We start from the raw sequence: 25,906 nt of genomic DNA, 5'->3' as shown, positions 1-25,906 counted from the left end.
TAAAAATCATATAGAGGCAGATAATATATGAAGATACGAGAATTGACGAATATGGTAGGGAGTGGTATCTTTATAAAAGTGCAAATAATGTCGAATGGTGACGAAATATTAAATGCAACATTCGCAAAAAAGTTAGTGGGGTAAATTAAATGAAATCTACAGGTATTGTACGTAAAGTTGACGAATTAGGACGGGTAGTCATTCCAATTGAACTGCGCCGAACATTAGGAATTAATGAGAAAGACGCTCTGGAGATTTATGTAGAACAAGAGCGCATCATCCTTCAAAAATATAAACCAAACATGACTTGCCAAGTTACAGGTGAGGTTTCCGATGACAATATGAAACTTGCTGATGGTAAATTAATACTTAGCCCTGAAGGTGCCGAACTTCTAATTAAAGAAATTCAAGCCAGCATGGAAACTGCTAAATAATTAATATACTAGATATATAGCATCCAAGTGTAGGGAAGGTTTTCCCTACACTTTTTTATATTAAATGGTGAAATAATAAAAATGGTTCGTTTCACGGACGAAACCAATTTTTTCATAAAGTCTTTGTGCGTTTACATTATCCTTGCCTGTCTCCAGTGAAACCCCTTTGGCACCTGCTTCGCGTGCAAACATGATGGCCGCGTTCAACAACTCCTCGCCAAAACCCTTTTTGCGGGCGGACTCCTTCACGAATAAATCATTCAAAACCCATGACCGCATTATACTCACAGATGAAAAAGAAGGATATAATTGTACAAAACCAATAGGATTTCCTTCATCATAGGCCATAAAAACCACAGACTCCCCATTTGTCAGCCTTTCCCTTAAAAACTCCCTTGCACGACCAGGATCGGATGCTTGCTCATAAAACACTCTGTATAAATCAAAAAGTTCGGTCAGTGATTCCAGCTCATGTAATGTAGCCTTCTGTATGCTCATAAATGGACCTCCAATTGTTAGAATACTCTAAATTTATCATTTAATCATGCTTCCCGACAAATTCAAAGCCACATTTTCCGGTGCCATCCTGATTTTTTCGACTATAAACCCAAGGTGAGCAGCAAACTTATGAGATATCAGCGTTTACTCGTGAGTTTAGTCGATTTACTCGTGAGTTTGGAGCATATACTCGTGAAATTGGGTGATTTACTCGTGAAAATTGTTTATGGTTGCTAAATATGGAAATAGCATTCGTGCTAATGTTGTGGAATAAATTTCCTGATGTTTAGTGATGAGTAGTAGAGCAAAGCAAAGTATGTCGGAAAAAGGATTTGTCTTAATTGATAAAGAATATATATAGATGCTATTTTTATTGAACATCAAGGGGGAATGAAGATGGATTTAAGATACCCGATTGGAAAGTTTCAGTTTGACGGAGAAATTACTTGTGGTATAGCCGAGGGGTGGCTCAACGAGATTGAAGTTTTGCCTCGGATGCTGCGTGAAGCGGTAGGTAACATGGATGATGAACAGCTTGATACGGCTTATCGGCCTGGAGGATGGACGGTCCGCCAGGTGGTGCATCATGTTGCCGATAGTCATATGAATGCGTATATTCGCTTCAAATTGGCCCTTACGGAAGAAAGTCCTGTCATTAAACCGTACGAGGAGGGGCAATGGGCAGAGCTGCCTGATTATGATTTACCGATTGATGTTTCTCTATCACTAATCGAAGGTATACATATCCGAATGTGTAAACTTTTATCGGGTCTTCATGCAGACGACCTAAGCCGAATATTCATCCATCCTGATTCAGGAGAGGTGACTGTCGGTGAAAATATAGGCATTTATGCTTGGCACGGACGACATCATCTGGCTCATATTACTTCTTTATCAAAGCGCCAGGGATGGTGAATATGACTGAGAAAGGTGTGATTACTGTGAACGCCGATGTGAAAATCGAACAAATAACATCAATCGAAGACCATCTTAATGAACTGTCCGATCTTTTAGTGCAAGTGGTGGAAGATGGCGCGTCCATTGGTTTTTTACCTCCCATGAAACGGTCTGAGGCCATTGATTATTGGGATGGCGCCTTAAACCCTGATGTGATTCTGTTTGTCGCTAAAATACAGGGTGAGATTGTCGGGAGCGTACAGTTACATGTATGTTCAAAGCAAAACGGCAGCCATCGTGCGGAAATCGCAAAATTAATGACACATACTGGTTATAGGCGAAATGGAATAGGACGTTCACTCATGCTGGAGGCTGAGAAGAAGGCCAAGCAGGAGGGACGGACATTATTGGTCCTGGATACAAGGGAGGGAGATCCTTCTATCGCCCTGTATACTTCATTGGGATATATTCAGGCAGGCAGGATCCCTGATTATGCGAAATCTGCAAATGGTGAATACGATCCAACCATTTTTTATTATAAAAAAACGAATTGAATGGGGGGGGATTATATGCAAGCTGTAATCGAAAAACAGGGTAAGGGGATTATTGCAAGATTCGACCGCCTGCTCAATCATTCGGTCGAAAAGGTATGGAGTGCTTTGACGGAGAATGATAAGGTGGAAAGGTGGATGTCCAACCTGGAAATGAAGGACCTTCGAAAAGGCGGGACCATCAAATTCAATTTCAATGATGGGTCAGGGGAATCTTTTGATATGAAAATCAGGGATTTTCGGGAATCTGCCGTTTTAGATTTTGATTGGGGTGACGGCTGGGTTCGTTTCGAGGTATCCCCTGAAAAGGATGGATGCTCATTGGTATTGAAAGAATCCATCACGCCGGTTAATGATCATACATCAAAGGATTTGGCAGGCTGGCATGTTTGCCTCGAAATGTTGAGTGATTTACTGGATGGTCATCATCAGGACTTCCCGATGGACGAATGGGAAAAATGGCATAAGGAATATACGGCCGCCGTAGAACGACTTGATGGATGAATGGAATGCAGGTGAATAAATAAAACCGAAGTGATGTTATGACTGTAATTGACCATATTAGATTATCCTTAAAGTTTTTTTACTGAAACCCTCAATGGATGGAAGAAATTTGCGACACTCCTGCCGAATAACTGGCTAGCCGAGACCCCACAGACACTTGCGTCGAGGAGGCTTGGCAGACAGTCGGCGGAAAGGGAGCTAATTTCTGAAATCAACTGGGGTTCGAATTGTCTACAAACTAGGCCTGCATATTCGGTCTACAGATGTAAGGGGGAGTCGTGTTCTATCAAATCTAAAAACAAGGCTCTTTTTGTTAAGATTGTTGTGTTGTTTTTAAAACGAGACTATTTAAGGTTGATTGGAGTGGAAGTGCGAGACTCCTGCGTGAGCAGCGGGACAGGTGAGACCCCACAGGCGTTTACGCCGAGGATGCTCACCGCCCGCCCCGCGGAAAGCGAGTGCCCTTTGTTCCAATCAACGTTTAAATTGTCCAACTGACTTTGTTTTTCGGGACACGAATGCATTATTTTTTCGTATCATTTTCACTGACATGCATTTCTTGTTTAATTTCATTCATTCTGTTTTTCCCCCACTCATACATCATTTCAACGATTGGCAGCAAGGTCATTCCAAGGTCAGTCATGGAATATTCGACTTTGGGAGGGATCTCGGGATATACCTCCCGATGGACGACTCCGTCTTCCATAAGTTCACGTAATTGATTCGTTAAGATTTTATGGGATATTTTTGGGAAAAGCCTTTGAAGATCACTGAATCGGTGTGGGCCTTCTACACCTAAATGCCATAGAATGACGATTTTCCATTTACCGCTGAATATGGATAAAGTAAGTTCTTTTTCGCAATTATAATAGCCGTTTAAGATCTTTTCTTTGATTTCATCTCTTAATGTTTCTGACATGGACAATAACTCCTTTTTAATTTTACCAGTAACCTTTAGGTAACCTCCGCACATAAAAGTGCATTCTTCCCATCGTCGATTACCAACGTTACAATTTGAGTAGTCATCAGACAATTTCAATTCAGGAGGCAATATATATGAGTAAAAAAGCATTACTAATTATACCACCAGAACGTTTTAATGAAGATGAATTATTTCAGCCGAAAGAAGTTTTGGAAAATGCAGGAGTGGCAGTAACGATAGCCAGTACGAAAACCGGTGAAATAAGTGGGGACGATCAAGGCAAGGCGGTAGCTGAGGTGATCTTTTCTGATGTTTCGGCCAGTGATTATGATGCAGTTGCAGTAATTGGGGGATCAGGTACGAACGATCATCTATGGGGCAACCAAGAATTGCAAAGCTTTTTGAAACAAGCGCATGAGCAAAAAGTTCTTGTAACGGGAATTTGTGCAGGTTCTGTTACTGTAGCGAAAACGGGCTTACTTTCTGGCCGCAAAGCTGCTTGTTACCCAGTTGATGTTCAAATTGACGAATTGAAAGCCAATTCCGTTGAATATGCAAAACAGCATGTCGTTGCGCATGATGATATCATCACAGGTGATGGTCCGGATGGTGCAAAAGAATTCGGAGAAAGCTTAGCCGCAGCGTTACGCTAACTCTATTATAACCCTTATGAAACCCTTGGATTCTATTCAATCCAAGGGTTTTTTAATTTTTTCGAACATATCCAGTGACAGGATTAGTGGGTTTTTAGGCAGATTAAGGCGAAAGGATTATTTATGAATAAAAAATTATGTATTTAGACCTACTTTTTTTATACTTGATTGGCAATTGACAAGGGTTGATTAGGTATATAGTATGTTAATGTGGAAAAATAAAGTAAGTGGTCGTAAATAAGGAAGGATCCATTTTGAGCATAGATTGAATCTTTGTTTTCACACAGGTAAGCAAGCGCATTTGCAGGTCAAATAAAAGGGGGAAATTATTAATGGGAAGATCATCGATTGATAAGAAAGAAAAGGTAAAGAGAAGGATATCGCTCCGGATAAAATGGTTATTATTTATATGTACATCCGTTTTTCTCGCTATAGTCGTATCCGTTTCGATAATGGGGGTGAAAGTGACCTCCATTTTTAAAGAAGATAGTATATCCATAAACAAAAGCTCGGCACAAAATGCGGCGTCACAAATCAATTTAAGCATGGCTACATATGAAAATTCGCTAGAGCAATTATCACAGCTGGTTTCGAATCAGATCAAGAATGGTGATTCAATCAAGGATATCCAAAAAACGATAGAGGCATTTCAAAAGAATAATGAAGATCTGATTTCCGTTTATTATATGGATGGAAAGGATGGATCCTTGTATGCATCGCCCAAAATGGATTTCAATCAGGATGCAAGGGAAACTAAGACCTATACGCAGCTGACCGAAAGACCAGAAACGAAATGGATGGATGTGTATAAGGATGGAGTTTCAGGGACGATCATGACTTCTGTTGTCACGCCTGTTTTATCGGACGGAAAAATGGCAGGGGCCCTTGGTTATGATATCGACCTTACGACAATCGGGAAAATGAGGTCAACCATTGAAAAAGATTCTACTAGCAATCTGGTGATCTTGGATTCACAAGGTTTTATCGTGAGTTCATTCATGAAGGGTATGGACGGGAAGAATATGAATCCTGAAAAAAGCGGCATGGAAGAAGGGGTGGAGGATTTCATTGCGGATACTGACCGATTCAATTCAGAGTTCAAGTGGGTGGCCGATATGTATAATGGGGGCGTCAAGGCGAATCAAGCCTTGACATTGGATGGTGAAGATTATACAGGTGAATTGAGTACGGTCCCTGAAGTGAACTGGAAGGTGCTGGCGCTCACTCCAGACAGAATACTGCAATCAAAGCTGGATGACATTAATAGAATCATCGTGATTTCAGGTATTTTAGGTCTTTTACTAGGGATGGTATGTGCTCTTTATCTAGCAGGAAAGTTAACGAAAATCATGGCCGATTTCCAAAGAATCATAGAAAAGACGGCAAGCGGGGATTTAGTGACCGAATTTGCCGTTAAATCCAATGATGAGATCGGGGACTTAAGCAAAAGCTATAACTCGATGCTGGGGAAATTAAGGGGCTTGGTTGCCAAGGTAAACGGCAATGCGGAATCGGTGACAAATGCCAATGCCGGCTTAAGCCAAATAGCTGCTGAAAATAGTGCGGCCATTACAGATGTATCACGTGCGATAGAAGAGATTGCAGCGGGTGCATCGAATCAATCTGAACAGGTGGAGCATGGTGCGAGCACGATCCAGGTACTTGGTGGAGAAATCGATGGGTTATCAAAAAAATCGAGGGAGACCCAATCTGTATTGGAGCTTGCATCCGAAAATATAGAGTCAGGGAAACAACAGGTAAGTGGTTTGGAAACATCCTACCTTAAACTTGAAATGGCGTTCGCTGCAGTCACTAGCATGAGCTTAAGACTTGTGGAAAAATCAAAAACCATTTCCGATGTCACGAATGCCATTTCGAAAATATCGGAACAAACCAATTTGTTATCATTGAATGCATCGATAGAAGCTGCAAGGGCGGGTGAGTCCGGCAAAGGGTTTGCTGTGGTGGCGAATGAAGTACGGAGTTTGGCTGATGATTCAAAAGAAGCTACAAAAAACATTCAAGCCATCATTCAAAGCATTCTGTCAGATACGGAGGAATTGCTGAAAACGACCAATGAAACGAATCAAATCAGTAAGGATCAAAAAAATGCCGTAAACACGGTAAGTGAAGCCATGAAAGAGCTGGAGGATTCCGTCGTGAGGATATCCAATTCGATTCGGGAAGAAACAAGATCCATTGAAAGCATCAATCAACAAAAAGAAATGGTAATTAAAGTGATAGAAGAAATCACAGCCGTATCTCAGCAAACGACGGCTTCATCAGAAGAAATTGCCTCTTCGATGGAAGAACAAGCCGCTGCATCCAATGAACTCGCTCAATATACACAGCAGCTTACCCAGTTAATAACTGATTTGGAGCACACGCTCGGGGAATTCCACATAAAGAAGTAGAGGAATGGAAAACATAAGCATTGCAAAAGGGGAGGCCGCTAAGTGGTCTCCCCTTTTTGGTTGCATTCTGCAGGGACTGAACACTGATTCGTTGTACGCGACTGATTCTAAGTACAAAATTACAATTTAGAAGGGCGGGTCAAGTATCCACGCTTTTTTTTAATAGGGGAATAATATATAGGAATCGGACAAGTAGTAGGGTTTTTTGTTGTCATGCCACTAACGACGATAGTGACATTGCTCCACCTAGTAATACAGCCGCATCACTCATTACTATCTCTCCATATTCGTAAAACATGGTGTCCATAAAGGGCGGAAAAACAGTGTACATGTCATAGTTTCATAGAAACGAGGGGAAGGCCATTTAAGCTTTCTCCTTATTTTCTTCTGCTAGATGATAGGTGATACCAACGGATTCGGGTTCCTGATCAAAAATCCATCGCCTTCGTAATCAATTTCCGTTTGATCTGTAAAATGGGAGTCCGATGGGGCGAGCAACATTTTTATATCATGTAAAACGAGTATTTCCTCGTGATCCTTTTTAGAGATTGCCAAGCTTAATGTATAGTTCATCTGGTTACAGCAAGGTCTGTTTATGCCAAACCTTAAATACGTTTCCCCTCCCAAACTATGCTGCATATCTTTAATTGCCTGTCGGGCTTTCTCTGTCATTCTTATCAAAAATATTCACTCCTATATCGTGATCCACTTCATAAATAAGGCAAGCCGTTATACACGTCATGACCGGGATTCCTTTCAACTAACATTACCCATTCGGCATAAAAAAATAAAATCCTCTAGGGATTGTTCGATTTCCCACTTATCTTGGGTGGGGTGAAATTTTACAGCGCTGATTCATTCTTAAGGTGTTTTATAGTATCCGCCTGATGATTTTTTGTAAAGATAGGCTAAAAGTTTCATTTTCCTTGCCGATAATATCGTTGTAATAGGCAATAAGTCATATGTAATTTGGTGGATTATAGGATAGAAGATTCATATGATGGTATTTGCTTGAACAGTGTAAATTTAAAAATATTTCAGCGTATAAAGGAAGGGTTAGAATGTTTAATGGAAAAATAAGCTGCATGATACTTACATTGGTATTCATGGTTAGTTTCACTTTTTTACCTGGTTTAAAGGCCGAGGCGGCAGATCCTGTGCATACTGTAATCTCTGGCGAAACGGTAGAATCGATTGCCAGGACATATGATATATCGGCTGAGCAATTAATGAAAACGAATGGTTTACCGGATGATAAGTTATTTGCGGGCCAAAAGTTGACAATCATTCAAACGGCGTATACTCCTTCCATCTATCAATGGTCGGAGAGAGGAAAAAAAATTGCGAGATATGCGAAATCTTTTATAGGGTTTAAAAAGACAGCTGGTGAGGAGACGCCTGAAAAAGGGTTTGATTCAAGCGGGTTGATTCATTGGGTGCTTTCCCAGCAAAATGTGCCGGTTGACCGTTTGACAGTAGATGGTTTTTATAAGCAAGGGATGGATACAGCCACTCCGAAAACCGGGGATATTATATTCTTTCTGGAAAAAGACAGCTTAAAGGTCGTGACTGCGGGTATTTATGTCGGCAAAAACCAATTTGTCAATTCTGGATATGGCGCAGAAACGGTTCAGGTGAGATCCACTACAGAAGGTTACTTTGCCAAATACCAAGTGGCATACAAAACATACACGCCAAAAGGAGAGCATATCGTCCAAACTGGAGAAACGCTTAAAAGTATATCGGAGAATTACAGCATTTCCATGAATACGATCAAAAGCCGTAACGCGTTAAGAACTGATGAGTTGATGCAAGGGCAGTATCTTCAACTTTACAGCAACCTGTTATATCCGTTTTATGTAGACCAGGAAGCTGCATATGATAAAGCATATGATGTCATCAAGTATGCATACACTTTACGCGGATTCCCCTATGTTTTCGGGGGAGACGATCCAATGACCGGAATGGATTGCAGCGGCTTCATTTATTGGGTCATGAAGGAGCAGGGTCTTACAGTAAAACGGGGCTCCGCAGAGGATTACTTCTCATTGCTGCCCAAAATCGAAAATCCAAAGGCGGGGGATTTAGTATTTTTTAGCAACACAGGAACAAGGCTAGGTGTGACCCATGTAGGCATATATCTAGGTGATGGCCGTTTTCTCAATACAACGGAAAACGCAGGCGTTCATATCTCCAACCTTTCGTCAGGTTATTTTGCACAGAAATTCGAAAGCTTCGGTCAAGTTGCAAGCCTGATGGACTAAGAAAGTCATTCAACCTGTTTATATTCAAGAGTCGCTTTTTCAATGGCAGTAACGAACCGTTTAAAAAGATCACATGGATTGACCCTGTTCTTACTGGTAAAGTCATCACCTTTGAAAAAGCTTTTTCTAAGCTTTGTGGAAAGTTCCAATTGCACGCCTGCACCCGTCTTGGATGAATTGGTGATGTTGTTTCCTTTCATGCCTGAAAGGTGCTGCGGTGCATGATCAGTTTGAAATCCAGCTTTGCTGAGGTATTGCTGAATGAGGTTCTTATAGGGTTCGTTCCTTCCGCCGATGTAAACCAGCGCATTATGTACGTCGTAGTGGCCATGGATCGAAAGGGTGGTCTGAGCGTTCGCTGCCATTGAAACGCCGAACGGTTCATTGAACAAGCAGGATGTTATATGGAGGACCTGGTTACCCCTTAGTTTAAGGCCTTCGAAAAGATAGGTGCTTGCATAAAGTCTCTCTCCAAGTGCGGCTGCAATCTCGCTGGTTCCAGGTTCGATGTTCCCGCCGTGTATGGCCAGAATTGCGATATCAGGATTCCTGTGATGAACGATGATGCGGTAATCGAGTTCTTCTTGTTCATTTTGCTGCAGTTCAATAAAATCGGTATAGCTATTTTCATTCATGGTTATCCTCCGTATCTTGTAGGTAATTAATCTTCCATATCCCTTGAAGGCAAAAATAAAAAAAGCGGGGATGCCCCAGCTTTTTTTATTTTTCGATAGTCGTATATTGTTCTATTTTCTGTTGCTCTTCGGGTGTTAACGTCTCTGTCCGTTTAAATGTATTCATGGTCACAAGCAGGGCAGCTATTAGAAAAACGGGTATAGCCCAGCTTGTTATTTTTTTTACGATATTCATATTCTAAGTCCCCTTATGCATCGCTAAAATTCATATGATATTCAGAAAAGGAGGGACTGGATTGCCCTTTTATTGCTGGGCTTTCCAGCTTCCATTCCTTCTTTTATCTCCAGCTCCGGATACTTGTCCATTTTTCTCGTTTTTAACGAGTACTTGAACCCCGCCGTAATACATGGGGGAGATCTTCTGGATGACTTCATATCCTGAATTTTCCAAATCCGTTGTTATTTCATTCGAAAGCCTGGATTCCGTATAAATCTTATTTCCATCATAGACGAACCGATTACGGTCGATGATATCCTGAAATGAGCCTTCATTCTCTGTATATGAATAAAGGACCTGCATCAATACTTGAGGAATTCTATCGCCGCCTGGTGAGCCGATACCAATCGATTCCTGCCCTGGTTTCTTGAGAATGGTAGGGGCGGTGAAAGTTCTTGACCGTTTATATGCCTCTTGAGCGTTCAAGCCGGACCGGAAATTTTTCAATTGATCGTTAATGAAAAATCCATTTGTATAATCACCAGATCCGAAAAAGTTACTAAGCGTATTTGTGGCGGAAACGACAGTGCCATACTTGTCTATGATCACAAAATGTGTCGTACTTTCATGTTCCTCGGAACCATTCGATTCTTTATTTTTCCATTTTTCACTTTTGATCATATTTTTAAGATTGTCCAAGTGAATGGGGGAGAGCAATTTTTCCGCCTTAGAGTGACTTATTCCATCCCCAATATTGGCGGATCGGTCTTGATAAGCAGTATCTGTGATGCCCCCCAATACCTTCATATAAGTTGATTTGCTAGGAGAATCACTGAGGTTCATTTCCTCGGCGAGCTTTAGCATTTCAAGAACGGTAATCCCGGAAAAGGGCGGAGGGGCGGTAAAAGCATCATAACCGGCAAATGTTCCTTGGACCGGCTTACGCTCTTTCACCTCATAGCGCTTTAAATCCATCATGTCGATATCTGTTTCTCTTTTAATATCCCGTGCGATTTCCCCTTTATAAAAACCATCAGGACCTTTCTTTTGAATCAGCTTCAATGTTTTAGCAAGTCTTTCTTGAACGAGGGTTTTGCCTGGTTCAATGGCATCGCCATCAGGATAAAAAAGTGAAGTCGCATCGGAAGATATCCTCGGCTGAGCTGCTTCTAAGCGTGATGATAACATTTCGTTGACTTCAAATCCGCCTTCAGCCAAATCTATCGCCGGCTGGAGAAGGTCTGCCATTGGTACGCTCCCATACTTATCACTTATAACCTGCATGCCGGCCACTAAGCCAGGAATCCCTGCATTGTGTCTTGAACTTGGGTCTTCCGGAGAGGATTCACGATAATCGATAAAATTGGGATCGCCGGATTTCGGTGCAATCAGCATACCGCCGCCGCCACCCACGCCAGATCCAAAAGGTTCAACTACACCTAATACATAGGATACCGCAATGGCGGCATCCGCCGCCGTTCCACCATTTTTCAATATATCCATCCCGACATCTATTGCGATTGGATTTGAAGAACTGACCCCATATGATTGTTCCGTTTTACTATCTATCGGATCATTCGTGTCAGAAATAGGGGGTGTCTTCGAACATCCAGCTAAATATATGAGCAGGCAAAGTGAAATGAATATTTTCCAAGCCGCACGGTTAATCATCGATTACTCCCCCTTCTCGTTGAGACTCCAAGTTGTTTCTCATTTCACATAGTAGTATTCAATCGATCCTTACTGAATGGGCTGTATGTCCTGTTGTATAGCTTGTGCTGCCTTTTTCTTTTGTGCAGCTTTCTTTTCTTTTGCTTCTTTCGCTTCTTTCGCTGCCTTCGCAGCTTTTTCTTCTTGCTCACGTTGAGCCTTATGGTCGATTACCTTTTTGTGATCCAATGTAATCTCGATGTGATCCTCTTTTTTCGACCATTGGGTTTTTTCACTCGTTTCCTTCGTCAACTGACGGTAAACACGTGATTTGTCGATTGAAGAGGTAGCTGGCCTTGGTGTTGCTTCTTCAATTTGCAGTGGAACGACATCGACTGTAGCTTTTCCGTCTTCCGCTAAATGGTATTGAACCATGGCTGAATCCTTTGTGCGTGTCCAGCCTTGATCGAAAACGAAGTTTCCTAAGCTATAGAAAATGATTCCATCTTTATAAACATCAAACGATTGAAGCACATGGGGATGATGGCCGATGATGACATCAGCTCCTGCATCGATTATCGCTTTAGCCAAGTCTGTTTGACGAGCGGTTGTAGATGTTGAATATTCTATTCCCCAGTGAACATTCACCACAACCAAGTCTGCGTTGCCTTGCTTGGCATCCTTTGCTTTTTCAATCATTTCAAATAATAAATCAGGGTTGGTGTTCAATATCCCGGCTTTATTACTTTTTGGCACGGCGTCCTTACCGTAAACATCTGTGAAGCCAAGTGTTGCGACACGCATGCCATTAACATCCGCATAGTCGATGCTATTTTTAGCTTCGGTAGTGTTCGATCCAACACCCACATAGTGCATATCTTCAGTTTTGAATTCATCAATCGTGTCAAGCAGTCCTCGTTCTTCGAAGTCCATCATATGGTTATTGGCCAAATTCATCACAGTGAAGCCCGCATCTTTAACGGCTTTCACACCACTATTATTGGAGTTTAACCTGATGGCCGTGTCTGCTTCCTTGTAGTTGGATACCTCTTCTTTTAAAACAGGATGTTCATAATTCCCACTGACATAGTCTGAATCGGTAAAATAGGGCTTCATATAACGGAAGAGGTAATCATACCCGTGCTTTTCCGTTACTTCTTCAACATAACGTCCCATCATCACATCACCGACCATCGTCATCGTCAATGGTTGATCAGTTTTTGAAGCGGTTGTTTTCACTTCTTCAGCCCGTCCCATCCAAGTGGTAATGACTAAAGCGATTAGTAATATAGGTAGTATGATTCCAGTGTATTTAAGATTCTTTTTCTTCGTGCGTTTAATAAAGATAAGTGTTTTTTCTTTTGCATTTAAATTCCGTTTCATTTTTTGCACCTCAGAATAGGTAGTACACGTTCATTAAACCGAAAGTCAAGCCGGATAATAAAAGCGTGCTGCCAAGTGTCAATGGCATTCCTTGTCTTTGTATGGTATTCGCTATCAATCCGGGTACGATTATACCGATTCCCCGAAACTCGAATATTTCAAATGGCATGACGGGGTAGACTAAGTCCAATAGGAGTTTCAAGCAAATCCCGGTTACCATCATGGCTGCGAATTTTCTTCTTCCATATAAAATCACCCATCTTGAAAGGCCGTGAGCGACGATCAAATAAGTTACTATACTAATGGACAAAATGACCAGCATGATTTCCCATTGGTCAAATACTAATGCCAAATAACCAGGCACGATAAGTCCTGCGGGTACGACACCCGTCTTTTCTGAAAATATAAGGCTAAGCGTTACTCCCAGTACTAGGGCTACATATAAATCCGATCCAAACATTAAGGTTCCTCCTACTTAACTTGCTTTTTGCTTTGTTTTAGATTTCATGAATGCTTCAATTAAAGGTTCCGCTGCACCGTGAATATTCCCGACACCGTAGACGATGCGATTTTTCATCAATGGGCGGAGGCGGGCAACGATTTCTTCAGTTGACCAGTTTTCTAAATCCCAATATTCTTTTGTATCCAATTGACCTTGCTCGAATGCCCGAGTGATCGGTGATGTGGTATCGCCAATGGAAATGACGATTTCAGATTTTATGTAAGGCAATACATCTCTAGCAAACTGCTCTGTACGGTCCACGCGGTCGGGACGGCAATTCATGATGACGATAGGAGGTTCTGTGCTGTATCCGAACGTATTGACACGTTCCCAGATGTTCAGTGTCGATGACGCGTCATTTGCAGCAAAGCCATTGACAAAGAAAGTTGGCTGGATGGAATCTCCGAATTTGGTGATCCGCATGGCACCTGGATCGGGATGAGCATTCAACATTCCGCGAAAAGCTGTTTTTTCATCGATGCCCAAAGCTTCCGCAACGGCCAAGGCCAGTGATGCATTATCAGGAAATACCATATAGTCGAATTCGCGTAGAAAATCTTCCGAAATTCTCGAATTGTCTGCAACGATTACTTTTGTGTTGCGTTCTTTGGCAATTTGCTTGAAAAAGTCCAAATATTCACTTTCGATGGTTATTAAGTGACCATTATAGGGAATGGTAGCAGTGAAAGCTTCAGCAACCTCATCCAAAGTCGGTCCCATGACATCCATATGGTCTTCCAATACATTCACGATTACGCCAATGTTTGCTTGGATCATTTTGTTTTGGAAGATTAGTTGATAGTCAGGCTGTACGGCCATGCACTCACAAACCAGTGCTTCCGTGCCTAAATCGGCAACTTCTTTAACTACACGCCGCTGTTCTCCTATGTTGGGTCCTTCTGGGCGGCGTACAATCGGTTTTTCCTTATCGGTAAACCAATAGATCATTCTTGCTGATGTTCCGGTTGTTTTGCCTACTGTTTTGTACTTAGCTTCCTGGATCACACCTGTAATTAGACGCGTTACAGTCGATTTCCCTCGAATCCCATTCACATTCACACGCACTGGGATGGAGTCGAGACGCTTCTGATGGCGTTTTTGTTCGAAAATGCCATAGCCAAGCAAAAAGATCGCACAAATAAATATCGGTGCCATTTTTTAACCTCTCTTTTTTTCAAATATTTGAATTACTGAATACACACTACATGATTTTAAACTTAATAGGCAAGAGCTAATTATTTTATTGTAATATAGTTTTTTTCAAGTTTTTCAAATAAATGTATATTAGGGTGTAATAGTATCTAATGGGATAAATTGTTTTATGAGTACAAAGTTATGTCTGGAAATCGATGGAATACTCCGTTAATTTACACTAAATTATGGAAAGTTTAATAAAGGTACCATTTTGGTCAGAATTAAAGTAGTTTTATGAGCATTTGAACCTGATTCCTAATGGCTATATTTGAATAATAATTGGTTTTTAAAAGTGACGTTTATTACAGTTTGGTAATTGTTTATACCCATTGTTTGACATAAACGTAACAATATTTATGCATTTGTTATTCAATGTAAGATATTGCATCTAACGACTCAATTAGTTGAACTCTTTTGAATTTGATCAAAGATGAGTAAAAGAACACATCTCTTTTTTTGTTTATTTTCCGGGTTTTTCCTCAGAGAATACCCCGCGGACTATAATGGATCTTTTACCTTAAACATGAAATAAACTAAAGTTAACCCAATTTTTTTAAAAAATACCTAGTTTCTTCTATAAATATAGTGTTTATAGAAGAGTGAAATACAAAAAAAGCTCAGAAGCATATCTGAGCTTTCGGCTTATATATTGTAAATGAATGGAATGGTCACGAATTTCCGTTTTTCATGGAGATTTACCGTTTGTAGGTCTTGAGCTACAGCTTTTGGTAGCAGATTATGGAAGGAATCAGGTTAACTTGATTTCTTTCTGTCAGAAATCTCAAGGTTGGAGTCCTTTTTACCGCCATCAATCACATAAAGTCTAGGAGCTAATCTCCTTCTTTTTCCTTGATTGTCAGGATTCATCTTCATATAATTTTCATGTTCTTTGCGAAAGAATTCTTCGGTTTCCCGTTCCAGTGCTTTTCTTTCGTTAAAATCTGTTATGAATTTGAAAAAACGTTTCATATGAATTCCTCCTTATGGGGTTAAAAGGTCTTGGTTTAATAGTAACATATAAAGTGTGTAATTTAACCTTTTTTTACAAATTTGGAGTGAAAATCGTGTTTTTGTGTGAAAAAAGTTGTGTACGATTTGATTCGAGAGAGCATGCAATGGATCCTTACTGAGTATAAGTGCCCGTGCATGGTGTTGAAAGGGAATGTCGGGATGTGCAGTAGCGGTTATTGGAAGTGATGGTTATTTAAGTTAAAATATTCCTTTAATTAATTATACACTAAATATTCTGAAAATAAAGGAAAATATTCACTTCCAGCCGCTTTTGATAGATCTTTTGATAGATTTGCTTTTTAATGATTTATTATTGGTTATAGTTATTTATTCCCCGAATTTACGAAAATGAAACAATCTATATAATGGGAGGGAAAAGCAATTTCCCGCATTCATGTGCCGGGAAATTGCTAGTGTCATAATTGGAACTTCCTAACCTGTTCAGTCAGCAGTTCTGCCGAAGATGCAAGTTCACTGGCATGATTCGTTACTTCATCCATTGAAGAGCTGGATTGCTGAGCAGAGGCGGAGACTTGTTCGATTCCAGCTGCGGACTCTTCAGACACCGCGGCGATATCTTCGATAGCCTGATTGATATTTTTGCTATTTGTGGAGATATAGTTCAATTCGTCTGTTATATGCTGTATTTTCATTTCCATATTCCCGACAGAGTGATTGATTGTTTCAAAGGTTTGGCCTGTGAGCGTGATCTGTTTCGTGCCTTCATCCACTTGTGCATAACCATCTTCCAGGGAGTGGACGACTGTTTTTGAATCCGTTTGAATGGCGGAGACAATATTGGTGATATCCCCAACGGAGTGTGTGACCTCTTCAGCGAGTTTCCGCACTTCATCGGCGACGACGGCAAAGCCCTTGCCATGTTCACCGGCACGAGCGGCTTCTATGGCAGCATTCAATGCCAATAGATTGGTTTGATTGGATATATTCTTGATGACCTGTACAAGCTGCGAAATTTGCTGCGATTGGGAATCGAGCCCTTTCACTTGCTCTACGGCATTTTTTACAATCCCATCAATATATTGCATCTGTTGGATCGAACTGCGCATTAAAGTGGTGCCCTCCTTGGTCAAGGAAAGGATTTCGGTTGAACTTTTAGCAACATCCACTCCTTCTAGGCGGGCCAACTCGATTCTGCCGGTGAAATCATCCATCATGCGAACCACTTCAGCTGCCCGGTTGGCCTGTGACTCCGAACCTTCCGAAAGTTCATGCATGGTAGTGGCTATTTGTTTGCTGCCCTGCTGGACTTCATTTGCTGATTGAGTCAGATTCTCACTTTGGTTGGAAACGGATTCGGATACAACGAGCATTTTTTCGATCGTATCACGAAGGTTTTTCTGCATTTGGTTGGCGGATACCGTTAATTCGCCCATTTCATCATATGACTTTTGCTCAAGGGGCTCATGATTAAGCTCTCCGTCAGCCACCATTTTCATCCTGTCCCTGATTTTAAGGAGGGGGGTGGTAATGAGGTTGGCAGTCACAAGCGCCAGCAGAAGGCCGATAAGGACTGCCGCAATGGATATGATGATACTTGTCGTCTTTACCGATTTCCCGCTTGCGATGACGGTTTCACCTGAAGCGACAATCAATTCCTCGCGTTCCGAAGCAAGCTCCTTGAAACCCTCCATTACTTCATTGCTGATTGGCGCCACTTCATTTTTGAGTATCTCTTTCGCTCGTTCTTCATTTCCCTTTTCATATTGTGGAAATACCCGGTCGACAATCATCAACCTCCAATCCCCGCTTTTCTCGATCAATGCCTTCACTTTATCAGAGTCGCTCGAAGCCAGGAGATCTTCCTGGATGACCTTGCTGTCTTCAGTATATTGTAAGAACCTTTCTTTATAACTCTTGTCACCATATAGAATATAGGCTCGGGCGAATGCGGTTCTTTGTGCTAGATTATATAGCAGCTTTTCATCTTGGATAAGAAGCGGAAGTTCCTTTTCGATGATATCCTGGGAATATACCAGTGACTTGTTGCTGCTGTAAATGTTGAATGCTCCTAAGATGACACATAAAGATATGATGAGTGAAAATGCCACCAATACCTTTCCTTTAATGCTTTTCAAATTAATGGACCCCTTTATCGATATTTTAATCACACTATTTTATCGGACGGATAATGGGATATTTAAGCAATGAAAAGATAACCAAATTTTCCATCAGCTCTACTATTCACTAAATCTATTCATCTTGATTTATAATCGTTTTCAAGTTACTATTGACTTGGAAAAATATAATATTCCGCGTTAAGGCGGAAGAGGTTCTAGCTACCCTCTCAAAAAAACTAAGGAGAAACAGTGCTCTATTCTTAGGGTGCTGTTTTTTTCCGTAAAAAGGAGTTTTATAGAAATGAAGAAGAAAGAAAAGGCAGTGGTTGTGTTTAGCGGAGGTCAGGACAGTACGACGTGCCTGTTCTGGGCATTGGAGAGATTTGAGGAAGTGGAAGCGGTGACGTTCGATTATAATCAGCGGCATAGCTTGGAAATCGAATGCGCTCAAAACATCGCCAAGGAATTGGGCGTGAACCATCATATCCTTGACATGTCGCTGTTGAACCAACTGGCACCGAATGCATTGACGAGAAGTGATATTGCAGTTGAGGATGGAGAAGAAGGGGAGTTGCCGTCGACTTTCGTACCAGGGAGGAATTTGCTGTTCCTTTCGTTTGCAGGAGTGCTGGCGAGTCAGATTGGCGCTAAACATATTGTCACCGGTGTCTGTGAAACGGATTTCAGCGGATATCCTGACTGCCGCGATGTATTCATTAAATCGTTGAATGTGACCTTGAACTTGTCAATGGACCAGTCATTCGTGATTGATACGCCGCTAATGTGGCTTAATAAAGAAGAAACATGGGAGCTTGCGGATCAGCTTGGCGCCTTCGACTTTGTCCGCGAAAAGACCCTGACTTGCTATAACGGAATCATCTCCGACGGCTGTGGAGATTGTCCGGCATGTAATCTGCGGAAAAAAGGACTGGATGACTATGTAAGCAGACGGAAGGTGCTTTCATGATGTACGGTTTTACAATAGTGGATAAACTCCAAAAAATAGATGAAGACATTCAGCGCAGCCAATTGAAGTATACAACCAAGAGGGTTCTCGTGAGTAAGGAATTCACCTTTGACGCGGCGCACCATCTGCATGACTATGAAGGGAAATGCAAGAACCTGCATGGCCACACATATAAGGTCATATTCGGATTGAGCGGATATACGGATTCACGCGGTTTGATGATAGATTTCGGGGACATCAAGGATATATGGAAAAATGAAATTGAAATCCACCTGGATCATCGTTATTTGAATGAAACCCTGCCGCTCATGAATACAACAGCTGAAAATATGGTTGTCTGGATTTATGAAAAAATGGCCGAAGCCCTTTCATTAAAAGAATATGAGGGTGCTAGAGTCGAATTTGTTCGACTATACGAAACGCCGACAAGCTATGCAGAAGCCAGACGGGAGTGGATGGAAAGTGAGTAAACTCCCGGTTATGGAAATCTTCGGACCGACCATCCAAGGTGAGGGAATGGTCATTGGTCAAAAAACCATGTTTGTTCGGACGGCCGGATGCGATTATTCATGTGCCTGGTGTGATTCCGCATTTACTTGGGATGGCACCGGTAAGGAAGATACAGTCCAAATGACTGCTAGAGAAATATGGGATGAGCTGAAGCGAATTGGGGGTTCCGGTTTTTCCTTCGTGACGATATCAGGCGGAAACCCGGCTCTGCTGAAAAACCTAAACGGCTTGATAGCGATCTTGCATGAAAATAAAATGAAGATAGGTGTCGAAACACAAGGGAGCCGATGGCAGGATTGGTTTCTCGATATTGATGAACTGACGATTTCACCTAAGCCGCCGAGCTCTAAAATGAACACGGACTTTACGGTGCTCGACCAAATCCTCTTGAACCTTGCCAATCGAAATCCTGAAAATCATGTCTCATTGAAGATTGTCGTCTTTAATGAGGAAGATTATCAATATGCCAAACATGTACATGGGCGTTATCCGGATATTCCTTTTTATTTGCAGGTCGGCAATGACGATAGCAGGACGGCGGATGATCGTCAATTGATCAGCGGTCTTTTGAGGAAGTACGAAGAGTTAATAGACAAAGTGATAGCAGATGATGAATTGAATGATGTGAAAGTGCTGCCCCAGCTGCATACCTATATATGGGGCAACAAGCGGGGCGTATAAAGAAAAGTGAGCAAAGGCAGTGTGATGGTGTAATCACACTGCCTTTTAAGTTTTTTACAGCCTTTGAATGTGTGTAGCTTTGAAGGAAGATGTGTATTTGAGGCCATATCCAAATAAGCGATCCATTCCAATATGTGCGGTCCAAATTAAACCAATCATCAACAATGCATCGAACTTTAGAAAAATGGCAAGCAAAATCATGAAGATGGACAGGGTATAAGTGTGAAATAGGTTATAAACCTTTGCTCCAATTCGATCATTGATCAGATAGGCCAGCATGGAAACATCAGGAGACAAAATCAATGACAGGAATATCCACCAGCTGAATTCATATAACGAATAGATGTAAATCACCGCTAAAAGAACCATGAGTCCTTCAATATGAAGGAATTTCTTTACCATTTTAAAACCCCCAATATTTATTTGACCATTGGTCAATAATGTTCGAAAAAATTATATGATGTTTCCGATGATATTTTTTACATGAAAATCAGCTAAGCCTTTAACATCTTCATAAGATAGTTCAGAATTAATATAAAAAGTGATGAATCCGTGAAGAGAAAGAAAAATCGACCATATGGATGCAGGATTCAATTTGTTGTCCGTCAGGTCCGTCAGGGACTGGATTAGCTTTTCATATGTTTTATTGGAATCGAATTGAAGTAACTGCTGAATTTCTTTTTCCTTCGATAAAAACATGATGGAATAATGATTCTGTTGGGTTAAACCGAACTCCAAGAAGCACAATAAAATCTTTTCCATTTTTACAGAAGGGTCATTTTCCGACATGATGATATCATCGATTAAAGTATTTAAAACGGAAAAATCCGTTTTTACCAAATTATAAAATATTTCTGCCTTATTTTTAAAATGATAATATATGGCTCCATGGCTGCATTCCAATGATTTAGCCAATTGCCTCATTGAGACATTCGAATACCCTAACGTTGCAAAAAGGTTTCTGGCTTCATTCAAGACCATGTCCCTTGACAGTTCTTTACCTGCCGATTTCCTTGGCGACATCTTGAGACCCCCTTATTTATTGACCACTGGTTAATTGAAATGTTACCTCACTGATTTTCAAATGTCAATTATTAGATCATATTATAAAGTACTGTTTTTTCAGGGAGACTTTACCATTTGATGAACTGGAATTTCTCCTATGTTGCAAAGGGGAGGAGGCAGGACATTGCCTAGGGAATATTCCCTGTAACCCGTTAGATGAATCAGAGGAAATATTCATGTCATGTAACAGAAAAAAGGAACCAGCTATATATGCGCTTGGCTCACTTAAATACCATTAATTACCTCTTGTGGTATTATGGAGGTATTGATATAGCGTTGGAGGGGATGAATGAATGAAAATGAAATTCGGTATTTTCGGTTCAATTATCATAGTCTTGACCGGCTATTTTTTATTCGCTAAACCGTATAAAGATAAAACGAAGCCTGTAGAAGACAGTTTTAAAGTGAATCAACCAGACCGGGTAATAATAAAAGAAATGATAACGATAGAAGGTATTGATGAGGTCACTCCAGGTGATGTCGATTTGAATGATGATAAAGAAATAAGCAAATTGGCAAAAAGGCAATATGAGCAAAATGAAAAGGGGGAAATAATTTTTACAGAACCACCTACTAATGGGGGAGGCGGCAGTTATTGATAGTTTTGGATAGTATCTATGGGAAACACATTGTAGAGGGAGTTCTTGAAGAGCTGATTCTAAGCAAACCCGTCCAAAGATTAAAGGGGATACATCAAGGCGGGGCAAGTTATTTAGTTAATGAGAAGTGGGACGTTACACGATTTGACCATTCACTTGGTGTGATGCTTTTAATTAAAGCGCTTGGAGGTTCATTGGAGGAACAAATCGCGGGCTTGCTGCATGACGTATCCCATACTGCATTCTCACATGTTATTGATTTCGTTCTGGATTGTAAGGATGAAGATTATCATGAAAAGATATATGATCATGTCATTATGGAATCAGAAATCCCATTTATACTGAAGAAGTATGGATTTGATTGTGAAGTCATAGTTCAATCAAAATGGGAATTGCTTGAACAGCCAGCACCTGAGTTATGCGCCGATCGGGTTGATTATACACTCCGGGATATGTATCAATATGGACATATCACACTGGAATCCGTTCAAGACTTCTTAGATCATGTAATCATAATAAATGGAAGGATGTATCTGGATAATATTGAATCGGCGGAATGGTTTGTGAAAACGTATTACAGTGAAGTTATTGATTTTTTCATGAACCCACTTAATATATATGGCTATGATGTATTGGCAAAGACCTTAAAATTGGCTTTGGCTAAAAATCTGATCAGCCTAGATGACTTACTCGGTACAGATGAAGAAGTTATGTCCTTGTTAAGCTCCACTGAAGACCATGAGGTGAAAAATCTGTTAAAACGGATCCATGGTAACGTAAAGGTGATAGAAAATCAATTGGAATACGATTTACATCGGAAAAATAAAGTGCGCCTTATTGATCCTTCCGTTATTGAAGGAACCCAATTATTAAGAGCATCGAGTTTATCAGAGAGAGTCAAGAAAATGGGAATTGAAGCCTATAAAAAAGCTTCGAAGGGCATATATCTAAAAGTGATATCCGATTGAATGTTATGTTAAACCATATGGAAAATATAAAACTCAAGGATATTCATCCTTGAGTTTTTTCTCGGAAGCATTTAAGGTCTCCTCCTGTATGCTTTCTTTGACCTTGATTAAGGAAAAAAGGTAAGACTTATCAAAAGGAACAACATGCTTAAAAATCTTAAGTGCCATTGTGCCGGGAGTCAGGACGCCCAACTGCATTTTTAGTGATCTATCTAATCTGAACCAGCACCCTTTAAAAATTAAAAAATTATGGATGCTCTCAAAGTATTAACCCCATTTTCTAAGTAACCCTTTAAACACGTTAATGTATAAACCCAACCTTCCTTTTGTCCTATCATTTTATTTATCAATTCGGGGTCGTCCTCTTTCAAACCTGATTCGTTCACTTCAATAATTGTACTCATTTTATCCGACTCTTTTAGGGTAATTGTAACTATCGTTTCTTGATCATTTCCTCCCCATGCGAACACGATTTTCCTATTTTCCTCTACTTCCAATACATTAATAACCACTTCAGCATCGTATTCGTTATATCTCAATGTAAGCGTCCTGCCTTGTTCCCATCTTTCAGAACTCGATGAGAACCAGAAATTCCCGATTCTTTCTGGGTCCACTATGGCTTCAAACACTTCATTTGTTGGTTTGACTATTGTGAATTTCGTGATTATTTGCGTATCCATCACTATCACTCTCTTTCGATTTTTTTAAATTTTCCACTGTTACTTAATTATCCCGATCTACTGTTATCGGCGGCAGGGTCCGTCCAGTTTCAAGCAAGCTCTTCAGGTTACTTAGAATCGCTGGCCATCCATTATTCAAGCCTTCAAAGGTATGATCATCATATATAAAATCCGTCTCCAAAAGCTCCTCATGCCTAAGCGTTAACTTCACAGTCGTATCATCCATGGGCTGCAGTATAAAAGTGACACGAGTAGGCTGCTCGCGAGGTGTTTCTTCTCCTGTCATGTTCCAAGTGAACGAGAGCAGGTGCAGCGGCTCACACTCGAGTACTTTACCATGATCAGTAATACGCCCATCTTCCAGCATATATTTAACGCTTGAGCCTTCTTGCCAGTCAGACTGGACTTGGCATCCAAAATGGTACTTCTTCGTGACTTCACCGCTCGTCAGGGCTTCCCAAAGCTTCTCTGGTGTGGTCGCGATATAAATAGCATGAACAAACGATGGTTTTTTCATCATCTTTTTCCTCCTCGCGTTTATACTTCATATCAAGATCGTAACATTATTCTATCAATCATTGTCGGCTTTTCATATACTGCCCTTCAAGCAGTTTTCTGCGACAAAAGTCGGCAGAGTCATTGCATTGACCATTGTCCGATACAAGCGATATGGAAACTTCTTGATTTCCAATCGCTTTCAAGCTACGATAAATAAGGAAAATGATAATCCGCTCGGGCGGAAGAGGTTCTAGCTACCCTCTCAAAAAAACTAAGGGGAACAGTGCTCTTTCTTAGGGTGCTGTTTTTTCTGTATAAGGAGAATTAATAAATGTTAAGAATTTTATTGTATTTAGTATCCATCATCACGGCGAATGTGGTTACAGCAGCTTTTGCGCCCTTACATTTTGGCATGTTCATCATTCCAATGGGTACATTGCTCATCGGGGGAACCTTCATCTTTCGAGATCTCGTCCAGAATAAGTTCGGCCGCGCAAAAACCTATATATGTATCGTCATTGCACTTATTTTATCTGCGTGTGTATCATTTTTATTAGGAGATACGTTATTGATTGTATTTGCTTCCGCATTATCGTTCATGGTCGCAGAAACAGCGGATACCGAAATATATACCCGTTTAAAACTCCCGATGAGTTGGAGAGTGTTTTACAGCGGAATCGTTGGAGGGTTTTTCGATTCGGTGATATTTGTCGTGATTGGCCTAAGTCCATTGGGTGCCAATATATTGCCATGGGAAGCAGTACCCGCTGCGGTCATCGGCCAAATCATCGTTAAAACGATCATTCAGTCAATTGGTGCCGTACTGTTGGGACGAATCAACGTAGAGCTGGAGAAACGTGTAGTCTCCAGTTAAAGCTAGGAGGGATGCACTCGATGGATGGAACCAAAAAAGAAGAAGATAAATGCTATTGCCTCGAGGCCTTTCGTGAAAAATATGGCCCGCATGTTCAAGGGGATTGCATGAAGCTCTCTTGCGCCAATTATCGCAAGCATAAAGGAATAGACAAAAAAAGACCTAATTAGGTCTTTTTTTGTTGCGTGAATAGAGTAACTCACGAGTAAACGGTGCGAAATCATGAGTGCAGTATGAATTCACGAGTAAAAGTGCGAAATTCACGAGTAAAAGGTGCGAAATCGTGAGTGTAGTATGAATTCACGAGTAAAAGTGCGAAATTCACGAGTAAAAGTGCGAAACTCACGAGTAAAACAGCAAAATTCACGAGTAAAAGTGCCAAACTCACGAGTAAACGTTGCGAAATCATGAGTGTAATATGAATTCACGAGTAAAACAGCAAAATTCACGTGTAAAAGTGCAAAATTCACGAGTAAAAGGTGCGAAATCATGAATGCGGTATGAATTCACGAGTAAAAGTGCGAAATTCACGAGTAAACGTTGCGAAATCGTGAGTGTAGTATGAATTCACGAGTAAAACAGCAAAATTCACGAGTAAAACAGCAAAATTCACGAGTAAAAGTGCCAAACTCACGAGTAAAAGGTGCGAAATCGTGAGTGTAGTATGAATTCACGAGTAAAAGTGCGAAATTCACGAGTAAAACAGCAAAATTCACGAGTAAAAGTGCGAAATTCACGAGTAAAAGGTGCGAAATCATGAGTGCAGTATGAATTCACGAGTAAAAGTGCGAAATTCACGAGTAAACGGTACGAAAATCATGAATGCGGTATGAATTCACGAGTAAACAGCCCAAATTCGGCAAAAAAAAGCTTCCTGTGCCTCCAAGTAATGGGTGCAGGGAGCTTTTTATTTTGTTTAGAATTGCTCTGCGCTTTTCCGGACTAAATTTTCCAGGAAGTAAAAGCATTCTCGTTTCCGTTCAAGTTCGGTTTGTCCATTTTCGGTGACGTGATAATATTTCCTGCGGCCTGAATCTGACTCTTTCCAATGGCCTGTTATGAATTCTTTTTTTTCTAATCGTTTAAGGGCGGAGTAGAGGGTGCCTTCACTTATTTGATATTTTCCCATGCTCATTTCCTTCAAGATCTTCGTGATTTCATAGCCGTATAGCCTTTTTTGTGAGAGAAGTGAAAGCAAAAGGAGGTCAATGCTTCCCTTCATTAATTCTTTATCCAAATAAATTCTCCTCCTTTTCA

At 40.8% G+C, this 25,906-nt stretch carries 32 protein-coding genes and 2 riboswitches; of the genes, 14 read left to right on the top strand and 18 right to left on the bottom strand.

What is annotated here, in order from left to right:
• Positions 1-149: 149 nt before the first annotated feature.
• Complete coding sequence (locus JNUCC41_RS02310; RefSeq protein ID WP_053536026.1) at positions 150-434, top strand: transition state genes transcriptional regulator AbrB; 285 nt, start codon at positions 150-152, stop codon at positions 432-434.
• A gap of 60 nt (positions 435-494) precedes the next feature.
• Here the strand turns inward: JNUCC41_RS02310 and JNUCC41_RS02305 are convergent, their stop codons facing one another.
• On the bottom strand, positions 495-932 hold the full coding sequence (locus JNUCC41_RS02305; protein WP_192206193.1) for a GNAT family N-acetyltransferase: 438 nt from the start codon (positions 930-932) through the stop codon (positions 495-497).
• Positions 933-1,328: 396 nt separating this feature from the next.
• On the opposite strand from JNUCC41_RS02305, the gene JNUCC41_RS02300 reads away from it, so the two are divergent.
• From JNUCC41_RS02300 to JNUCC41_RS02290, 3 genes are read left to right on the top strand one after another with little or no spacing between them, the layout of a single operon-like run.
• Entirely contained in the window at positions 1,329-1,847 is a 519-nt protein-coding gene (locus JNUCC41_RS02300; protein WP_370662557.1) for a YfiT family bacillithiol transferase, read from the top strand.
• A 2-nt stretch (positions 1,848-1,849) separates the two neighbouring features.
• Positions 1,850-2,383: a GNAT family N-acetyltransferase gene (locus JNUCC41_RS02295; RefSeq protein ID WP_228467491.1), complete on the top strand. Its 534-nt coding sequence runs from the start codon at positions 1,850-1,852 to the stop codon at positions 2,381-2,383.
• Between the two features lie 15 nt (positions 2,384-2,398).
• Positions 2,399-2,884, top strand: coding sequence for an SRPBCC family protein (locus JNUCC41_RS02290; protein ID WP_192206191.1), 486 nt, complete (start codon positions 2,399-2,401; stop codon positions 2,882-2,884).
• A gap of 523 nt (positions 2,885-3,407) precedes the next feature.
• Here the strand turns inward: JNUCC41_RS02290 and JNUCC41_RS02285 are convergent.
• On the bottom strand, positions 3,408-3,803 hold the full coding sequence (locus tag JNUCC41_RS02285) for a winged helix-turn-helix transcriptional regulator (protein WP_192206190.1): 396 nt from the start codon (positions 3,801-3,803) through the stop codon (positions 3,408-3,410).
• A 137-nt stretch (positions 3,804-3,940) separates the two neighbouring features.
• On the opposite strand from JNUCC41_RS02285, the gene JNUCC41_RS02280 reads away from it, so the two are divergent.
• A complete protein-coding gene (locus tag JNUCC41_RS02280) occupies positions 3,941-4,459 on the top strand; it encodes a DJ-1/PfpI family protein (RefSeq protein WP_192206189.1) in 519 nt (172 codons plus the stop codon).
• 332 nt (positions 4,460-4,791) lie between these two features.
• Entirely contained in the window at positions 4,792-6,873 is a 2,082-nt protein-coding gene (locus JNUCC41_RS02275; RefSeq protein WP_192206188.1) for a methyl-accepting chemotaxis protein, read from the top strand.
• Positions 6,874-7,263: 390 nt separating this feature from the next.
• Here JNUCC41_RS02275 and JNUCC41_RS02270 read toward each other — a convergent pair whose 3' ends face one another.
• Positions 7,264-7,545, bottom strand: a complete 282-nt coding sequence (locus tag JNUCC41_RS02270; RefSeq protein WP_228467622.1) for an iron-sulfur cluster biosynthesis family protein — start codon at positions 7,543-7,545, stop codon at positions 7,264-7,266.
• A gap of 389 nt (positions 7,546-7,934) precedes the next feature.
• Between JNUCC41_RS02270 and JNUCC41_RS02265 the strand changes: the two genes are divergently transcribed.
• Positions 7,935-9,137, top strand: coding sequence for a C40 family peptidase (locus tag JNUCC41_RS02265; protein WP_192206186.1), 1,203 nt, complete (start codon positions 7,935-7,937; stop codon positions 9,135-9,137).
• A gap of 5 nt (positions 9,138-9,142) precedes the next feature.
• Here JNUCC41_RS02265 and JNUCC41_RS02260 read toward each other — a convergent pair whose 3' ends face one another.
• The 8 genes from JNUCC41_RS02260 to JNUCC41_RS02225 all read right to left on the bottom strand — a co-directional run bounded on the left by JNUCC41_RS02260 (position 9,143) and on the right by JNUCC41_RS02225 (position 17,825).
• Positions 9,143-9,772 carry a poly-gamma-glutamate hydrolase family protein gene (locus JNUCC41_RS02260; protein WP_192206185.1) on the bottom strand — a complete coding sequence of 210 codons (630 nt, stop codon included), beginning with the start codon at positions 9,770-9,772 and terminating at the stop codon, positions 9,143-9,145.
• A gap of 85 nt (positions 9,773-9,857) precedes the next feature.
• On the bottom strand, positions 9,858-10,007 hold the full coding sequence (locus JNUCC41_RS02255) for a CapE family protein (RefSeq protein ID WP_192208356.1): 150 nt from the start codon (positions 10,005-10,007) through the stop codon (positions 9,858-9,860).
• A gap of 69 nt (positions 10,008-10,076) precedes the next feature.
• Positions 10,077-11,660 carry a gamma-glutamyltransferase family protein gene (locus JNUCC41_RS02250; protein WP_192206184.1) on the bottom strand — a complete coding sequence of 528 codons (1,584 nt, stop codon included), beginning with the start codon at positions 11,658-11,660 and terminating at the stop codon, positions 10,077-10,079.
• 69 nt (positions 11,661-11,729) lie between these two features.
• Positions 11,730-13,022 carry a CapA family protein gene (locus JNUCC41_RS02245; protein WP_192206183.1) on the bottom strand — a complete coding sequence of 431 codons (1,293 nt, stop codon included), beginning with the start codon at positions 13,020-13,022 and terminating at the stop codon, positions 11,730-11,732.
• 10 nt (positions 13,023-13,032) lie between these two features.
• Complete coding sequence (gene pgsC / locus JNUCC41_RS02240) at positions 13,033-13,482, bottom strand: poly-gamma-glutamate biosynthesis protein PgsC (RefSeq protein ID WP_192206182.1); 450 nt, start codon at positions 13,480-13,482, stop codon at positions 13,033-13,035.
• A gap of 15 nt (positions 13,483-13,497) precedes the next feature.
• Positions 13,498-14,679: a poly-gamma-glutamate synthase PgsB gene (gene pgsB / locus JNUCC41_RS02235; RefSeq protein WP_192206181.1), complete on the bottom strand. Its 1,182-nt coding sequence runs from the start codon at positions 14,677-14,679 to the stop codon at positions 13,498-13,500.
• A 792-nt stretch (positions 14,680-15,471) separates the two neighbouring features.
• Positions 15,472-15,687, bottom strand: a complete 216-nt coding sequence (locus JNUCC41_RS02230) for a hypothetical protein (RefSeq protein ID WP_192206180.1) — start codon at positions 15,685-15,687, stop codon at positions 15,472-15,474.
• Positions 15,688-16,145: 458 nt separating this feature from the next.
• Entirely contained in the window at positions 16,146-17,825 is a 1,680-nt protein-coding gene (locus JNUCC41_RS02225) for a methyl-accepting chemotaxis protein (RefSeq protein ID WP_192206179.1), read from the bottom strand.
• A 185-nt stretch (positions 17,826-18,010) separates the two neighbouring features.
• Positions 18,011-18,053: riboswitch (PreQ1 riboswitch) on the top strand.
• A gap of 55 nt (positions 18,054-18,108) precedes the next feature.
• Here JNUCC41_RS02225 and queC point away from each other — a divergent pair.
• From queC to queE, 3 genes are read left to right on the top strand one after another with little or no spacing between them, the layout of a single operon-like run.
• Positions 18,109-18,774 carry a 7-cyano-7-deazaguanine synthase QueC gene (gene queC, locus JNUCC41_RS02220; protein ID WP_192206178.1) on the top strand — a complete coding sequence of 222 codons (666 nt, stop codon included), beginning with the start codon at positions 18,109-18,111 and terminating at the stop codon, positions 18,772-18,774.
• Positions 18,774-19,244, top strand: coding sequence for a 6-carboxytetrahydropterin synthase QueD (gene queD, locus JNUCC41_RS02215; RefSeq protein ID WP_192206177.1), 471 nt, complete (start codon positions 18,774-18,776; stop codon positions 19,242-19,244). The genes queC and queD overlap by 1 nt, the downstream gene beginning before the upstream one ends.
• The gene (gene queE, locus JNUCC41_RS02210; protein WP_192206176.1) at positions 19,237-19,965 is read left to right on the top strand and encodes a 7-carboxy-7-deazaguanine synthase QueE; all 729 of its coding nucleotides are present in this window, start codon (positions 19,237-19,239) and stop codon (positions 19,963-19,965) included. The genes queD and queE overlap by 8 nt, the downstream gene beginning before the upstream one ends.
• A gap of 54 nt (positions 19,966-20,019) precedes the next feature.
• Here the strand turns inward: queE and JNUCC41_RS02205 are convergent, their stop codons facing one another.
• Together JNUCC41_RS02205 and JNUCC41_RS02200 are read right to left on the bottom strand one after the other, a co-directional pair.
• Positions 20,020-20,367 (bottom strand): DUF4260 domain-containing protein, encoded by a 348-nt coding sequence (locus tag JNUCC41_RS02205; protein ID WP_192206175.1) that lies wholly within the window; start codon positions 20,365-20,367, stop codon positions 20,020-20,022.
• A gap of 51 nt (positions 20,368-20,418) precedes the next feature.
• Positions 20,419-20,988: a TetR/AcrR family transcriptional regulator gene (locus tag JNUCC41_RS02200; RefSeq protein WP_192206174.1), complete on the bottom strand. Its 570-nt coding sequence runs from the start codon at positions 20,986-20,988 to the stop codon at positions 20,419-20,421.
• Between the two features lie 335 nt (positions 20,989-21,323).
• On the opposite strand from JNUCC41_RS02200, the gene JNUCC41_RS02195 reads away from it, so the two are divergent.
• Complete coding sequence (locus JNUCC41_RS02195; RefSeq protein WP_192206173.1) at positions 21,324-21,629, top strand: hypothetical protein; 306 nt, start codon at positions 21,324-21,326, stop codon at positions 21,627-21,629.
• Complete coding sequence (locus JNUCC41_RS02190; RefSeq protein WP_192206172.1) at positions 21,626-22,597, top strand: HD domain-containing protein; 972 nt, start codon at positions 21,626-21,628, stop codon at positions 22,595-22,597. Before JNUCC41_RS02195 ends, JNUCC41_RS02190 begins: the two co-directional genes overlap by 4 nt.
• Before the next feature lie 239 nt (positions 22,598-22,836).
• Here the strand turns inward: JNUCC41_RS02190 and JNUCC41_RS02185 are convergent, their stop codons facing one another.
• Positions 22,837-23,277 carry an SRPBCC family protein gene (locus tag JNUCC41_RS02185; RefSeq protein ID WP_192206171.1) on the bottom strand — a complete coding sequence of 147 codons (441 nt, stop codon included), beginning with the start codon at positions 23,275-23,277 and terminating at the stop codon, positions 22,837-22,839.
• A gap of 43 nt (positions 23,278-23,320) precedes the next feature.
• A complete protein-coding gene (locus JNUCC41_RS02180; RefSeq protein WP_228467489.1) occupies positions 23,321-23,797 on the bottom strand; it encodes an SRPBCC family protein in 477 nt (158 codons plus the stop codon).
• A gap of 216 nt (positions 23,798-24,013) precedes the next feature.
• Positions 24,014-24,056, top strand: a riboswitch (PreQ1 riboswitch).
• Between the two features lie 50 nt (positions 24,057-24,106).
• Between JNUCC41_RS02180 and JNUCC41_RS02175 the strand changes: the two genes are divergently transcribed.
• Both JNUCC41_RS02175 and JNUCC41_RS02170 read left to right on the top strand, forming a co-directional pair.
• Complete coding sequence (locus JNUCC41_RS02175) at positions 24,107-24,649, top strand: VUT family protein (RefSeq protein ID WP_192206170.1); 543 nt, start codon at positions 24,107-24,109, stop codon at positions 24,647-24,649.
• Between the two features lie 20 nt (positions 24,650-24,669).
• On the top strand, positions 24,670-24,819 hold the full coding sequence (locus JNUCC41_RS02170; RefSeq protein ID WP_192206169.1) for a hypothetical protein: 150 nt from the start codon (positions 24,670-24,672) through the stop codon (positions 24,817-24,819).
• 50 nt (positions 24,820-24,869) lie between these two features.
• Here JNUCC41_RS02170 and JNUCC41_RS02165 read toward each other — a convergent pair whose 3' ends face one another.
• The 3 genes from JNUCC41_RS02165 to JNUCC41_RS02155 all read right to left on the bottom strand — a co-directional run bounded on the left by JNUCC41_RS02165 (position 24,870) and on the right by JNUCC41_RS02155 (position 25,886).
• Entirely contained in the window at positions 24,870-25,058 is a 189-nt protein-coding gene (locus JNUCC41_RS02165; RefSeq protein WP_192206168.1) for a hypothetical protein, read from the bottom strand.
• A 118-nt stretch (positions 25,059-25,176) separates the two neighbouring features.
• Positions 25,177-25,407, bottom strand: a complete 231-nt coding sequence (locus JNUCC41_RS02160; RefSeq protein ID WP_192206167.1) for a hypothetical protein — start codon at positions 25,405-25,407, stop codon at positions 25,177-25,179.
• Positions 25,408-25,565: 158 nt separating this feature from the next.
• A complete protein-coding gene (locus tag JNUCC41_RS02155; RefSeq protein ID WP_192206166.1) occupies positions 25,566-25,886 on the bottom strand; it encodes a PadR family transcriptional regulator in 321 nt (106 codons plus the stop codon).
• Positions 25,887-25,906: the final 20 nt, after the last annotated feature.

The sequence above is a fragment of the Brevibacillus sp. JNUCC-41 genome, assembly GCF_014844095.1.
GTDB lineage: Bacteria > Bacillota > Bacilli > Bacillales > DSM-1321 > Peribacillus > Peribacillus aracenensis.
This window is presented reverse-complemented; position numbering and strand designations above follow the sequence as displayed.